The organism is Xanthobacter agilis (assembly GCF_021730435.1).
Classification (GTDB): Bacteria; Pseudomonadota; Alphaproteobacteria; order Rhizobiales; family Xanthobacteraceae; genus Xanthobacter; species Xanthobacter agilis.
This window is the reverse complement of record NZ_JABWGX010000049.1, coordinates 1-13,959: the sequence shown is the minus strand read 5'-3', so window position 1 is coordinate 13,959 and position 13,959 is coordinate 1. Positions and strand designations below refer to the sequence as shown.

At 64.9% G+C, this 13,959-nt stretch carries 10 protein-coding genes and 3 tRNA genes; 2 read left to right on the top strand and 11 right to left on the bottom strand.

Annotated elements, in window-relative coordinates; all coding sequences use genetic code 11:
* Positions 1–366 (bottom strand): AAA family ATPase (locus tag HUW53_RS21240; protein ID WP_237347748.1); only part of this gene is annotated, 366 nt, incomplete at its 3' end.
* A 608-nt stretch (positions 367–974) separates the two neighbouring features.
* Between HUW53_RS21240 and HUW53_RS21235 the strand changes: the two genes are divergently transcribed.
* The gene (locus HUW53_RS21235; protein ID WP_237347747.1) at positions 975–1,772 is read left to right on the top strand and encodes a TOBE domain-containing protein; all 798 of its coding nucleotides are present in this window, start codon (positions 975–977) and stop codon (positions 1,770–1,772) included.
* 307 nt (positions 1,773–2,079) lie between these two features.
* On the opposite strand, the gene HUW53_RS21230 is transcribed toward HUW53_RS21235, so the two are convergent.
* The 10 genes from HUW53_RS21230 to HUW53_RS21185 all read right to left on the bottom strand — a co-directional run bounded on the left by HUW53_RS21230 (position 2,080) and on the right by HUW53_RS21185 (position 12,268).
* On the bottom strand, positions 2,080–2,340 hold the full coding sequence (locus tag HUW53_RS21230; protein WP_237347746.1) for a hypothetical protein: 261 nt from the start codon (positions 2,338–2,340) through the stop codon (positions 2,080–2,082).
* A gap of 384 nt (positions 2,341–2,724) precedes the next feature.
* Positions 2,725–3,534 (bottom strand): SGNH/GDSL hydrolase family protein, encoded by an 810-nt coding sequence (locus HUW53_RS21225; protein ID WP_237347745.1) that lies wholly within the window; start codon positions 3,532–3,534, stop codon positions 2,725–2,727.
* A gap of 112 nt (positions 3,535–3,646) precedes the next feature.
* Positions 3,647–3,723 (bottom strand) — tRNA-Asp (locus HUW53_RS21220).
* A gap of 567 nt (positions 3,724–4,290) precedes the next feature.
* Positions 4,291–4,366: transfer RNA gene (locus tag HUW53_RS21215), tRNA-Val, on the bottom strand.
* 470 nt (positions 4,367–4,836) lie between these two features.
* Positions 4,837–5,115 carry an HU family DNA-binding protein gene (locus HUW53_RS21210; protein WP_234052210.1) on the bottom strand — a complete coding sequence of 93 codons (279 nt, stop codon included), beginning with the start codon at positions 5,113–5,115 and terminating at the stop codon, positions 4,837–4,839.
* A 316-nt stretch (positions 5,116–5,431) separates the two neighbouring features.
* A complete protein-coding gene (gene lon / locus HUW53_RS21205) occupies positions 5,432–7,849 on the bottom strand; it encodes an endopeptidase La (protein WP_237347744.1) in 2,418 nt (805 codons plus the stop codon).
* Between the two features lie 292 nt (positions 7,850–8,141).
* Positions 8,142–9,410, bottom strand: coding sequence for an ATP-dependent Clp protease ATP-binding subunit ClpX (gene clpX / locus HUW53_RS21200; RefSeq protein ID WP_237347743.1), 1,269 nt, complete (start codon positions 9,408–9,410; stop codon positions 8,142–8,144).
* 450 nt (positions 9,411–9,860) lie between these two features.
* Positions 9,861–10,496 (bottom strand): ATP-dependent Clp protease proteolytic subunit, encoded by a 636-nt coding sequence (locus HUW53_RS21195; RefSeq protein WP_237347742.1) that lies wholly within the window; start codon positions 10,494–10,496, stop codon positions 9,861–9,863.
* A 125-nt stretch (positions 10,497–10,621) separates the two neighbouring features.
* Positions 10,622–11,974, bottom strand: a complete 1,353-nt coding sequence (tig, locus tag HUW53_RS21190) for a trigger factor (RefSeq protein ID WP_237347741.1) — start codon at positions 11,972–11,974, stop codon at positions 10,622–10,624.
* A 209-nt stretch (positions 11,975–12,183) separates the two neighbouring features.
* Positions 12,184–12,268: transfer RNA gene (locus tag HUW53_RS21185), tRNA-Leu, on the bottom strand.
* A gap of 414 nt (positions 12,269–12,682) precedes the next feature.
* On the opposite strand from HUW53_RS21185, the gene HUW53_RS21180 reads away from it, so the two are divergent.
* Complete coding sequence (locus HUW53_RS21180; RefSeq protein ID WP_237347740.1) at positions 12,683–13,927, top strand: multicopper oxidase family protein; 1,245 nt, start codon at positions 12,683–12,685, stop codon at positions 13,925–13,927.
* Positions 13,928–13,959: the final 32 nt, after the last annotated feature.

Here is a 13,959-nt window from a genome sequence, read left to right as displayed (position 1 = left end):
CACATAGTCGATGTCCTCATACGCGCCGTTTTCCTCCAGGAAGTTGATGGAGGTGATCACGCCGCGGCCGGCGCAGCCCACGCCCGGCTCCGGACCGCCGGACTCCACGCAGCGGATGTCCTCGAAGCCCACCTTCATCACGTCTTCCAGCTCGAGGTCTTCCACCGAGCCGGCGTTGGCGGCCAGCGACAGGATGGTGTCCTGGGCCTTGGCATGCAGGATCAGACGGGTGGAGTCGGCCTTCGGGTCGCAACCCACGATGAGGATCCTGTGACCCATCTGCGCGAGGGCGGCGAGGGTGTTCTGGGAGGTGGTGGACTTGCCGATGCCGCCCTTCCCGTAGAAAGCGATCTGCCTCAGGCCCATGCTAGTCTCCTGATTAAGAGCACCCGCCGCTGCCGGCCAGGCTGGCCAGAACAAGGGCATGACACGACGAAATGCTGTCCTGTGTTTGAGCAAGAGCAATGCCAAGTCTCACTCTTCTTGCCCAAGCCGCGGAGCGCGAATGTGTCACGAATTATTTTTCCTTTTTTGCCATATAGTTACGCCATCATTGGCGGCACCACCGCGTCATAGACAGACGCTATGATGTCTTTTTATATAACGATGAAACAGTGACAACCACCAACAGCAGCACCACACCCCAGCGCCTTCAGCATTGATATCATTTGGGTAATTTTGGGTATCGCAGGCAATCGACAAGATCCGCCGCGGCCTTTTCGGCAGGATCTCTCCCTGCCCGACACATCTGCCAGCAGGGCGCAGTGCTGTCCGAAACCACACACCCCTGTCACAAAGCAAACAGAGGCGGACTACCGGGCTGGATCGGACCTATACAGCCCAGGCTCGCAAACTATGTAACTCGACTATATCACGAAGGGTGACACCCCCGCCGCGCCGATGCTGCCGGCAGGAGGTGCGATATGCTAGGCTCAGGCCAAGCCAGGGACATTGCCGGCACCGCGGAGAACACGATGGGTTCAGCCACCAAGATCGACGCCATGCTCGCGCTGCGCTCGGAAGGGCGCTTCCTGGTGGGGCGCGACCGCATCGCCATCCTCGAAGCGGTGGCGCGGCAGGGCAGCATCACCGAAGCGGCGAAGGCGCTGGGCTTCAGCTACAAGACGGCCTGGGACGCAGTGGCGGCCATCAACAACCTGATGCCGCGGCCGGTGCTCATCACCAAGGCCGGCGGCAAGCGCGGCGGCGGAGCCACCCTGACGGAAGAAGGACATCGGCTCATCGCCGCCTTCCGCCGGCTTGAGGAAAAACTTGCCCGCATCTCCACGCTGATCGCCGAAGAGGGGCTGGACGGCCCCACCGATTTGTTGTTCTGGAGCGTGGCCATGAAGACCAGCGCCCGAAACGTATTTCATTGCACCGTGACCGATGTGCGCCGTGCGCCGGTCAATGTGGAGGTCGTCCTCAAGGTCTCGGAGACCCATTCCATCGTCGCCGTCATCACCAACGACAGCGCCAACGATCTCGGTATCGTGGAAGGACGGGAGGTGATGGCGCTGGTGAAGGCCTCCTTCGTGATGCTCGCGCGCCCCGTGCCCGGGCTGCGCCTGTCCACGGCCAACCTCATCTGCGGCAAGGTCCTGGAGCGCATCGACGGGGGCGTCAACAGCGAGATCGTGGTGGACCTTGGAAGCGGCAAGACCCTCACCTCCATCGTCACCCGCTCGGGCGCCGACGAGATGGAGCTTCATCCCGGCGCCGATGTCTGCGCCTTCTTCAACACGTCCCAGGTCATCCTGGCCGTGGATTAAGCCCCTCGGCCACCGGGGACGGACGCGCGTCCTCCAAAAGGATTCGCTCACCCATGAAAACGTGTGCGGCGAGCAACGCTGACGTCGCTCGCCGCACATCCGAGGTCAGGTTCAAGCCAAGATCCGCGCCGTGGTTGATATGGCCGCAAACCCGAGACCGGAGAGCAAGGATCGCCCCGGGCCCACGACCAACACCACCCGACTGACACGAGGCCCAGCCCGATAGGCCGACCCGGTTTCTGCACCCCGGCACGCCGCGAGAGGCTTCAAACGTCGCGGAACGCCGAAGTCGTCCCTACCGCACCGATCAGGCGGCGATATCGCTCATCAGCGCATTGAAGACGGGACGAGGAAGGCGAAAGAAGCCACGGCCATTGGCGCGCGTCTGATAATATTGCGTATAGCCCAGATAAAGTTTGTTGTACCATTCACGCGGCGAAAGATTGTCGGGCTTGCCATCGATCGTGAAGATCTCAGCGCTCGGCCAGAAGCGCACATGAATCATCACCGCTTCAGATGCCCCTGAAAGAGCAACAGTCGGCTCCGTAATCGTCGCATGAACGGTCATAGGTCTACTCCGGAAGGTTTTATGACTTTGCGCAAGGCGATGATTATCGTAATATATTTTATTTATACAACGCGTCAAGCGAGAAGTTCAGGCGCAGTCGAAATCCCTTGCCCCTCGAATGGCGGATTCAGCGCGCCAACGGCACCTCGCCAGCTTGCGCCAGAGCGCACCGGAGGACTTTGAACGAGATCAAATTCAGCGGAAGTTTGCGGCGCAGCCCGCGCCATCGCGGCCGGGCGGCGTCCGTGGGCGAACATTGGGTCGGCGCCGCCCCGGCGGCGGGGGCGACGCCGACCCTGCGGGAAAGCCCTGGGACCGGTCCGCGCCCCCGCTCAGTCGGCGATATCCATTCACGCGAGGAGCACAGCCCCTCCAGCGCGGCTCCTAGCGCCTGGGCGCAGGGGACGGCGCGCGCCCAGGCGTAGCCCCCGGCGGCGGCGCCACGGCCCCCACCGCTTGCACGACCGCGTCCGCCAGCTCCTGCGCCAGACACGCATAACCTTTGTCGTTCATGTGAAATCGATCCCAGGAGAACAGGTGCCGGAACCCGTCCGGATCCTCCGCGGCCCATTGCTTCATCATGGCGTAGCGCCCCAGCAGCGGCACCTGGCGTTCAGCCGCCGCCTCGCCCACCGCGGCCACGAATTGCTCGTACCGCCCGAGATCGAGGATCAAGGGGAAATACTGCTGATCAATGACCACCGCCGCCACACCGGCGGCGGCATCAAGCCCCCGCCCCACCAAGGCCCCCAGACGCTCCGGCGTGCCACCGAAGATCACATCGTTCGTGCCCACCTGCCAGAGCACCAAGTCCGGCTTCTCCGCCGCCGACAGGAAGGCCTCCAGGCGCTTCACCGTCGCCGGAGCGCTTTCGCCAGACACGCCGGCGTTGGTGACCTCGACCCGGCCCTCCCCCAGCGCCTCGACGAGCCGACGGGCCAGCTGCGAGGGATAGTTCGCCTCCGGCCGCGAGGCGCCGACGCCGGCGGTGCTCGACGAGCCGATGGCCAGGATCCGCAACGCCGCACCCGAACGCACCCGCTCCGCCGCCGCCGGCGCCAAGCTCAGTGCAGGATTAGGCCGCACCTCCGGCGGGCACGCCAAAGCGGACGCAGCCAACAGCACAATGCCAAGCACAGCCAGAAGCCCCACCGAGCCCCATCGGTACAGCAGCCATGCCCGGCGAACCAGCATTCGCGCGCAAACGCAACGCCAAAGGGAAGCAATAAAAACTGTCGGACATGATATGAAGGAGCGCGTCGGCACGAGGAGGATCTTTTTTGATCCGCAGAGCGGCCCGCTAAAATGGCGGGAGTGACGGGGCTCGAACCCGCGACCTCCGGCGTGACAGGCCGGCGCTCTAACCAACTGAGCTACACCCCCAACCGGCGCGACGCAGTCCGTAGCGCCTTGGAGAACGCCCTGATAGGGCAGGGGCGACCGTCCCGTCAAGCGAGACCGCGTTTTTTTGTGACAGGGATGTGGATAGTTTTCGGCGATCCGCTCGAAACCCCTGTCGCCGCGCCCTTTATCCAGCGACCGGCCGCATGTGGTCGATCCCGCAAAAAAGGCGTTCGACCACAGCAACCACCATGGCGGTGAGTCGCAGGGGGTCGCCGCCGGCGATTCACAACGACCACCCCGCTACACGCACGACCTGCCGGCTTCCCCACCGGATTCGCCGCGGTCGACAAAGCGGCGCCTGGGTCGCAGCAAAACGGAAGCGGGGGATCTCTGCGCCCTGAATCGCCGCGATCCGGCGGCAACGACAGAGCCACGCAAGCCGATACCCAAACGGGCGTAAGCAGAGCCGCACGACAACGCCTTCCGCAGGCGAGCGCAGGTGTGGCAGGCCCTAAAAGCCACCCTTCGCGCAGAAGGACCCACAGACGCACCCCGCCAGGGCCCAGGGAAACGGGCGCGCGCGCAGCAATGTGTTCGGATATTGAATGGTGGGCGGTGACGGGCTCGAACCGCCGACCCTCTCGGTGTAAACGAGATGCTCTACCAACTGAGCTAACCGCCCCAACCGCGCTGGACTTAAATCATCCCCCGCGCGCAGCAGCAAGGCCCCTGCGTGTGCCGGCCACGCGCCGACGCCCGGATGCGGACAGGATATGGGAGCGCCGCGCGCCAACGCCACGCGCATGACGCGAGGGGCATTCGGCCCCTGTGCACCTCCGCCCTTCAACCCGACAGGCCTGATCCACTTGGCCCGGTCCATCGGCCAAAACGCAGTCCGTCAAACGGCTGCGTCGGCCCCGGAACCCCGGAGCGAACGCTCACTGGACGGCATTGCGGGACGCCGCATTCAATCATGCGGCGTCCGAAAGCGGTCATTGCGCACGAGCTTGGGCAAAGCCCCCTCCCCGCGACCCCGGACGCCTTCTGCCGGCCACCGCAGGCCGTTGGGCACAGGCGGTTACCGGCAGCGCGGGCCATCTTCTGACTTCCGGCTCGGACGCCGCGCCATCGGGCGGCGTCCGAAACGTAGGATCACTCGTTCACAGCTTCCTTCAGGCCCTTGCCGGGCGTGAACTTCGGCGCCTTAGAGGCGCTGATCTTCACCGGCTTGCCCGTGCGGGGGTTGCGGCCTTCGCGCGCTGCGCGGGTCACCACCGAGAAGCTGCCGAAACCGATCAGCTTGACTTCCTCGCCCTGCTTGAGCGCCTTGGCGATGATGTCGAAGGTAGCGTCCACGGCCGCTGCAGCAGCCGTCTTCGTCAGCTTGGCCTCCTCAGCCACCGCGGCGATCAGTTCGTTCTTGGTGGTCATCTGACCATTCCCTTCCGTTGTCGAAACGCGAATCGTGAGAGGCAGGGCCCCAGACGATCGGCGCGAGCATCACGGAAAATGCGGCTTTTGCAAGCACGATCCGCTACAAACCCGCGCCAATGCACGATTTCCAGCATTGCAACCGCGAAAAAAAGAAGGGCGGCTCGAATTTCGAACCGCCCGCTTCATTCCCTTAACACCTTGAAATCACAGCACTTCGCAAAGCCTCGGCCCCTAACCGATTCCGCGAACACGCCCGCGACGCGGACGAGACCGGGGAAAAGCCCGAAAGGGTATCCCTTTCGGGCTCAAACCCTCAGTGCGCAACGACTCCCGAGGCATCTTCGCCGCCGACCGGAGCATTCACCGGCTTCTCTTCCCAAATGATCGGCTCAGGCGAGCGCACCAAGGCGTTGCTGAGCACCTCATCCATCCGGGACACCGGCACGATCTCCAGCGCGTTCTTCACGTTGGCCGGAAGATCCGCCAGGTCCTTGGCGTTCTCCTCAGGGATCAGCACCTTCTTGATGCCGCCACGCAGGGCGGCCAGAAGCTTCTCCTTGAGGCCACCAATGGGCAGCACCCGGCCCCGCAGGGTGATCTCTCCGGTCATCGCCACGTCACGGCGCACCGGAATGCCGGTCATCACCGAGACGATGGCGGTGGCCATGGCCACGCCGGCGGAAGGACCGTCCTTCGGGGTTGCCCCCTCGGGAACGTGGACATGGATGTCCCGGCGCTCGAACAAAGGCGGCTCGATGCCGAAATCCACCGCCCGCGAGCGCACGTAGGACGCCGCCGCCGAGATCGATTCCTTCATCACGTCCTTGAGGTTGCCGGTGACCGTCATCTTGCCCTTGCCGGGCATCATGAGGCCCTCGATGGTGAGCAGCTCGCCGCCCACCTCGGTCCACGCCAGGCCGGTGACGACCCCCACCTGATCCTCGCTCTCCATCTCGCCGTAACGGTAACGGGGCGCCCCGAGGAAATCCTCGAGAGTCTTGAGCGTCACCTTCACCGACTTCTTCTTGGAAAGCATCAGCTCCTTCACCGCCTTGCGGGCGAGGGTGGAGATTTCGCGTTCCAGATTACGCACACCCGCCTCGCGGGTGTAGCGGCGGATGATGGTCTGCAGCGCCGCGTCGTCGATGGACCATTCCTTGGTCGAGAGGCCGTGCTTCTGCAGGGCGCTGGGGATCAGGTGCTTGCGCGCAATCTCCGCCTTTTCGTCCTCGGTGTAACCGGCGATGCGGATCACCTCCATGCGGTCCAGAAGGGCCGGCGGGATGTTCAGCGTGTTCGCCGTGGTCACGAACATCACGTTCGAGAGGTCGTAATCCACCTCCAGATAGTGGTCCGCGAACGTCTTGTTCTGCTCGGGGTCAAGAACTTCGAGCAGGGCCGACGACGGATCGCCGCGGAAGTCGGCGCCCATCTTGTCGATCTCGTCCAGAAGGAAGAGCGGGTTCGACTTCTTCGCCTTGCGCATGGACTGCACGATCTTGCCCGGCATCGACCCGATATAGGTCCGCCGGTGACCGCGAATCTCCGCCTCGTCGCGCACGCCGCCCAAGGCCACGCGCACGAACTCACGGCCGGTCGCCTTGGCGAGGGACTTGCCGAGCGAGGTCTTGCCGACGCCGGGCGGGCCGACAAGGCACAGGATGGGACCCGTCAGCTTGTTGGCACGGCTCTGCACGGCGAGATACTCGACGATGCGTTCCTTGACCTTGTCGAGGCCATAGTGCTCGGCGTCCAGAATCTCCTGGGCGTAGTTCAGATCCTTCTTGATCTTGCTCTTCACGCCCCACGGAATGGAGAGCAGCCAGTCGAGATAGTTGCGCACCACGGTGGCTTCCGCCGACATGGGCGACATCTGCCGCAGCTTCTTCAGCTCATGGGTGGCCTTCTCGCGCGCCTCCTTGGTGAGCTTGGTCCGCTTGATGCGGTCCTCCAGCTCCTGGAGGTCGTCCTTGCCATCCTCGTCGCCCAGCTCCTTCTGGATCGCCTTCATCTGCTCGTTGAGGTAGTACTCGCGCTGGGTCTTCTCCATCTGCCGCTTCACGCGGCTGCGGATGCGCTTTTCCACCTGCAACACGGAGATTTCGCTCTCCATCAGCCCGAGAACCTTCTCGAGCCGGTCGGAGATCTTCACCGTTTCCAGCACCGCCTGCTTCTCGGGGATCTTCACCGCGAGATGCGAGGCGATGGTGTCGGCGAGCTTGGAGTGGTCGTCGATCTGGCCGACAACCCCCACCACCTCGGGCGACACCTTCTTGTTGAGCTTCACATAGTTCTCGAACTCGTTGACCACCGAGCGGGCAAGGGCTTCCGCCTCGACCAGATCGCCGGGATCGTCCTCGAGCGCGAGCGCCTCCGCCTCATAGATGTCGGTGCGGTCGGTGTAGCGCGAGACATGAGCGCGCGACACGCCCTCCACCAGCACCTTCACGGTACCGTCGGGCAGCTTCAGCAATTGCAGGACCGTCGCCAGCGTGCCGACGCCAAAAATGGCCTCCGGCGCCGGATCGTCGTCCGAGGCGTTCTCCTGGGTGGCGAGCAGGATGTAGGTGTCGCCGCGCATGACCTCTTCGAGGGCGCGGATCGACTTCTCGCGGCCCACGAACAGGGGAACGATCATATGAGGGAAAACCACAATGTCCCGAAGCGGGAGCACAGGGTAGGTTTGCGACACACCGGCAACGAGCGGGGGGCGCGGCTTCTGGCTCGTCATGACCCAATCCTTTCAAATGGCGCACACGCGAAAGCGCTGCCGCGCGTGCACACGGCCGGGTTACCGGAACGGCTTTTCAATGCTGAAGCGGTGAACACCGCAGGAGGCATGAGGTCCGAGCACGGAGACCGGATCTTTCCTCAAGAACATGGATACGCCAGCAGCCCGTTTCAAGGCCTGCTGCGAGCACCCCAGAAGAACGACACGGGGTGAGCGACAATCGTCCAATCGGTCAAAAAGCCTCGTTCCCCCCGCACCCGCGGCGCGGGGGGAAAGTGTCGGAATCGCACCGTCAGGCACTGGCGCCCGCGTCACCGACGCGATCCGCATAGATGTAGAGGGGGCGCGCGTTCTGCTCGACCACCTCGCGGGAGATCACCACTTCCTCCACCCCTTCAAGGCCGGGCAGATCGAACATGGTGTCGAGCAGGATGCCCTCCATGATCGACCGCAGTCCGCGCGCGCCAGTCTTGCGCTCGATGGCCTTGCGGGCGATGGCGCCGAGGGCCTCCTCGTGGATGGTGAGATCCACATTCTCCATCTCGAACAGCCGCTGGTACTGCTTCACCAGCGCATTCTTGGGCTCGGACAGGATCTTCTTCAGCGCTTCCTCATCGAGATCGCCCAGCGTCGCCAGCACAGGCAGGCGGCCGATGAACTCGGGGATGAGGCCGTACTTGAGCAGATCCTCGGGCTCCACCTCGCGGAACAGCTCACCGGGGCGGCGATCCTCGGGCGGCGCCACCTTCGCGGAGAAGCCGATGGAGGTCGAACCCTTGGAACGCGACGAAATGATCTTGTCGAGCCCGGCGAAGGCGCCACCGCAGATGAACAGAATGTTGGTGGTATCCACCTGCAGGAACTCCTGCTGCGGATGCTTGCGGCCGCCCTGGGGCGGAACCGACGCCACCGTACCTTCCATGATCTTCAGCAGCGCCTGCTGCACACCCTCGCCCGACACGTCGCGGGTGATGGAGGGATTGTCGGATTTGCGACTGATCTTGTCGATTTCGTCGATGTAGACGATGCCCCGCTGCGCCCGCTCGACATTGTAGTCGGCCGCCTGGAGCAGCTTCAGGATGATGTTTTCCACATCCTCGCCCACATAGCCCGCCTCGGTGAGGGTCGTGGCGTCGGCCATGGTGAACGGCACATCGAGAATGCGCGCCAGCGTTTGCGCCAGCAGCGTCTTGCCCGAGCCGGTGGGGCCGATGAGCAGGATATTCGACTTCGCGAGCTCCACGTCCCCGTGCTTGGAGGCATGATTGAGCCGCTTGTAATGGTTGTGCACGGCCACCGACAGGACCTTCTTCGCGTGGTCCTGGCCGATGACATAGTCATCAAGGACCTTGCGGATTTCCTTCGGGGTCGGGATCCCATCCCGCGACTTCACCAGAGAGGACTTGGACTCTTCCCGGATGATGTCCATGCACAGCTCGACGCATTCGTCGCAGATGAACACGGTCGGTCCGGCGATGAGCTTCCTGACCTCATGCTGGCTCTTGCCGCAGAACGAGCAATAAAGCGTGTTCTTGCTGTCGCTGCCGCCGGTCTTGCTCATCTTAACGTCTCCTACGATCTATCGATACGGACACAAAGCGCGCCTGTGTCGTACAGATCACCAGTGGGGGATTGGGCGAAGCAAAAAGCTCGCCAACCCCATTTCCGTTCTTGGCCGACTTTCAGCCAATCACCCTCCAAGGGCGCGATCAAGGCAGTTCGGGAGGTTTCCCCGCGGCATCATGGGCGCTGGTTAAAGCAGACCACGGCCACGCGCCAAGATCGCGTCGTCGCCCGGTCTCGTCCGCCCCGGCCCCGGCCTTCCCGGCAGGACCTTGAAACACGGCGGCCCCCGCCGTGAGAGGCGAGGGCCGGCTCGCGGCATCCGATGCCGGCTTATGGACATGCAAGCGCGATCTCGCACCGCACGCAAGGGGGACAAACCGTGATTGTCCCCCATACAGGCTCAAGGGGCGCTGGCGAGATCCCTCCCGGCGCCCCGTCTGGCCGATCAGGCGCCCTTCGCGGCCTCCTCGACCGGCCGCTTCTCGATCACGGAATCGATCAGCCCGAACTCCTTGGCGGCCTGGGCCGTCATGAAGTTGTCGCGCTCCAGCGCGTCCTCGATGGCGTTGATCGACTGACCGGTGTGCTTCACATAGATTTCATTCAGCCGCTTCTTCAGGTTCAGGATCTCCTGCGCGTGCAGCATGATGTCCGTCACCTGGCCCTGGAAGCCACCGGAGGGCTGATGGACCATGATTCGCGCGTTCGGCAGGGCGAAGCGCATGTCCTTCTCACCCGCGGTGAGCAGCAGCGAGCCCATGGAGGCCGCCTGGCCGATACACAGCGTCGACACCGCAGGCTTGATGAACTGCATGGTGTCGTAAATGGCGAGACCCGATGTCACAACTCCACCCGGGGAGTTGATGTACATCGAGATTTCCTTCTTCGGATTATCCGCTTCCAGGAACAGCAGCTGCGCCACCACCAGGGTGGACATGCCATCTTCCACCGGACCGGTGAGGAAGATGATGCGCTCCTTCAGAAGGCGCGAAAAAATGTCGTAGGAGCGTTCCCCACGGTTGGTCTGCTCGACCACCATGGGAATGAGATAATTCATATAAGTATCGATAGGATCACGCATATGTCGTCCTCGGGCGCTCGCGGTCCAGGGCTACTGTCCCGTCGCGCTGTCGTTTCTACGGCGCAAGTGGTGGCACGCCGAAGCGCGCCACCCGGGTTCATCCTGGACGAGAGCGGCCCGATTCGTCAGGCCGCCTCGTCCTCTTCATCCACCTTATAAAGCTCTTCCTTGGTCACCGGCTTTTCGGTGACGGTGGCGAGCTCCAGCAGGAAATCGACAACCTTCTCCTCGAACAGAGGGGCACGCACGGAAGCCAGCGCCTGCGGATTGCTGCGGTAGAACTCCCAAACCTGCTGCTCCTGACCGGGGAACTGACGCGCCCGCTCCACGACCGCGCGCGTCACCTCGTCGTCAGAGACCTGGATATTGTTGCGCTCTCCGATTTCCGCAAGGACCAGACCGAGGCGCACACGCCGCTCGGCGATCTTGCGATAGTCCTCGCGGGCGGCCTCCTCGGTGGTGCCTTCCTCGGCGAAGCTGCGCTTCTGGCTCGCAAGATCCTGCTGCACCTGGTTCCACACGCCCTCGAACTCCTGATTGAGGAGACCTTCGGGCACTTCGAACTTGTGCAGGGTGTCGAGGGCATCAAGCAGAGCGCGCTTCACCTTCTGACGGGCGGCGCCGGCGTGCTCGGCGCCGATGCGCTCGCGCACCATGCCCTTGAGCTTCTCCAGGCTTTCCATGCCCAGGGTCTTGGCGAACTCGTCGTCGACAGTCACCTCGCCGGGCGCGGCAACCGCCTTGCAGGTCACCTCGAAGGAGGCGGCCTTGCCGGCCAGCTCGGCCGCCGCGTAATCCTCGGGGAAGGTCACGGAAACGGTGCGGCTCTCACCGGTGGCGATGCCGACCAGCTGCTCCTCGAAGCCGGGAATGAAGCTCTTGGAGCCGAGCAGCAGGTCAATGTCCTGCCCCTCGCCGCCCGGGAACTTCACGCCGTCCACATAGCCGGCGAAATCGATGGTGACGCGATCGCCATCGGCCGCCGCACCCTCCTTGGGGGCGAACGGGCGGTTGCCCTCGGCGATGCGCTGCACGGTCTCCTCGACCTCGGCATCGGCCACTTCAAGCACCGGCTTCTCAATGGCGATGGACTTGAAATCGCCCAGCTCGATCTTCGGCAGGATCTCGATCTCGAGGTCGTAGGCCAGGTCCTTGCCGCCGTCGAGCAAGCCCTGCCCCTGCGGATCCTCCGCCGGCAGGCTGACCTTGGGCTGAAGCGCCAGACGGAAGCCGCGCTCCTCCACGATCTTGCCGTTGGTGTCGTTGACGGTCTGCTCGATCACCTCGCTCATGACCTGCTTACCGTACACGCGCTTCAGGTGCGCGGCCGGCACCTTGCCCGGGCGGAAGCCGTTGAGCTTCACCTGCCCCTTGAGCTCGTTCAGGCGCGCGTCGGCCTTGGCGTCCAGGTCCGCGGCGGGAACCACCACGCGGAACGCGTGCTTGAGGCCTTCGGCTTTGGTCTCGGTCACCTGCATCGTCTTGCCTTCACATCCTTGCCGCCGCATTGGGGCGGGAACTTGAGAATCCGGTGGGCTCCCGGGGTGGAGCCACAGCGATCCGCGAGGACGCCCCTTTCCGGGCGCTACCGCAAACCGCCGCGCATGCCCCTTGCGACCTGCGACAGGGCGGGTCACAGCGAGATCGGCGGCGACACATCGACGGCGACCGGAAGACGCCGGCGCCGTGGTGCGGGCGGAGGGTTTCGAACCCCCACGACTTGCGTCACGGGAACCTAAATCCCGCGCGTCTACCAGTTCCGCCACGCCCGCGCGCCGCGCCCAAGGGCTGCGGCCCATAGGACCGCGACCATCGGACACAACCGCAGATACCCATTGCTGCCGCATGCCGTCGCCGCGTACCATCGCCGCGCCCGCAAGGCCGCGCACCATGGGAGGCTCGACCCGGCGCGCGAAACGCCGGTCGGGTCGCGGCTTATATCATGCTCTGTGCGGGGCGCAGCAAGAAAATGGTGCCCTTCCCCGCCGCCGCAAAAGCCCCGCGCCGCCTCGGGCGCGACGGCGGGCGGCGGATAGGAACCGTGGTTCCGCCAAAATACGGCGGGCGGCGCGCCCGAATGCGGCTTGCCCTTTTCCGCGCGACGTAAGAAGGTCCGGCACTGCGATCCGGCATGCGGCCCGAAGGCGCGGCCGGGTGCGCGGCAGAGCCCCTTTGGAGAGCCTCGCGTGAGCACGCACACCTTCTCCCGGCGTACCGTACTGAAGGGGGCGGCCGCCCTCTCCTGCTCCTCTTTGGTCCTGCCCGGCGTCACGGCGCCGGCGGCGGCGCAGGGCCAGAGCGGCCCCCTCACCTTGAGCGCCGCCGAGGGCAGCCTTCCCGAGATCGCGGGCCAGGGTTCCATCGCATTGTTCAATCAGGCCCTGCCGGGCCCACTGCTTCGGGTGAAGAAGGGGAGCCCTCTGGCGGTGTCCGTTCAGAACGGGCTCCGGCAGAATCTCGGGCTGGTGTGGCAGGGCGTGCGCACCACCGCGGGCACCGACCCTTCGGCCCCCCAGGTTGCCGCCGGCGGACAGGCGAACATCGCCTTCACGCCGCGAGACGCCGGCACCTTCTGGTATCATGCGGCCGACCCGGCCTTGGCCCGCCGCGCCCTCGCCGGCGCGCTGGTGGTGGACGAGGACGGCCCGGCCGCCTACGAATCGGATCAGGTTCTGTTCATCCAGAGCTTCCCGCCGGAGACGGGCCTGCCGCTGTTCCCGGTCAACGGCGCGATTTCGCCCACTCTCCAGGGCCCGGCCAGCGGGCGGGCGCGGCTGCGCCTCATCAATGCCACGCCCCTGTTCCTGCGGGTGAGCGTCGATGCGCCGGCCACCTATGTGATCGCGGTCGACGGCCAGCCGGCCGAGCCCTTCGCGCCGAAGGATTCGCGCGTGCAGATCGCCCCCGGCGGCCGCGTCGATCTCGCGGTGACCATGGATGGCGCCAACCCCAGCACTCTGTCCATCGAGAGCAGCCAGGGCCCGGTTCAGCTCGCCATCATCGTGCCGGTCGGGCCGGGCGGCACGGCCCCCAGCGGCCCGCCGGCGCCGCTGCCGAGCAACGGCCTTCCGGCCGAGCTGCCGCTCGCCGACGCAGCTCGCTTTGCCTTCAAGATCGAGCCGGGCAGCACGCCGGCCTCGCTTGGCAGCGTATCACTTGGCAGCGTCAAGGTGGGGCGGGTGGTGGTGCTGACCCTCGACAATCCCCTCGACACCCCGCTCAGCGTGCGCATCGATGGCCATCCGGTGCGGCTCCTCGACGCCAATTACGACGGCTGGAGCCCCTGGTGGCACGACACCGTGCCGGTGCCGGCGAAAGGCAGCGCCCGCGTCGCCTTCAAGGCGGAGACGGCCGGCACATGGTCGATCATCGCCCAGCGCCCCGGCGACAACGCCCAGGTGGCGGCCCGCACCTATCAGGTGACCGCCTGACCCCCACGCCCGGATCGCGCGGCGCCCCGATG

What these genes read in the sequence shown, in the direction of transcription:
- HUW53_RS21235 (WP_237347747.1), top strand. Translation starts at nt 975, where the DNA reads ATGGGTTCAGCCACCAAGATCGACGCCATGCTCGCGCTGCGCTCGGAA.
- HUW53_RS21230 (WP_237347746.1), bottom strand. Translation starts at nt 2,340, where the DNA reads ATGACCGTTCATGCGACGATTACGGAGCCGACTGTTGCTCTTTCAGGG.
- HUW53_RS21225 (WP_237347745.1), bottom strand. Translation starts at nt 3,534, where the DNA reads ATGCTGGTTCGCCGGGCATGGCTGCTGTACCGATGGGGCTCGGTGGGG.
- HUW53_RS21210 (WP_234052210.1), bottom strand. Translation starts at nt 5,115, where the DNA reads ATGACCACCAAGAACGAACTGATCGCCGCGGTGGCTGAGGAGGCCAAG.
- lon (WP_237347744.1), bottom strand. Translation starts at nt 7,849, where the DNA reads ATGACGAGCCAGAAGCCGCGCCCCCCGCTCGTTGCCGGTGTGTCGCAA.
- clpX (WP_237347743.1), bottom strand. Translation starts at nt 9,410, where the DNA reads ATGAGCAAGACCGGCGGCAGCGACAGCAAGAACACGCTTTATTGCTCG.
- HUW53_RS21195 (WP_237347742.1), bottom strand. Translation starts at nt 10,496, where the DNA reads ATGCGTGATCCTATCGATACTTATATGAATTATCTCATTCCCATGGTG.
- tig (WP_237347741.1), bottom strand. Translation starts at nt 11,974, where the DNA reads ATGCAGGTGACCGAGACCAAAGCCGAAGGCCTCAAGCACGCGTTCCGC.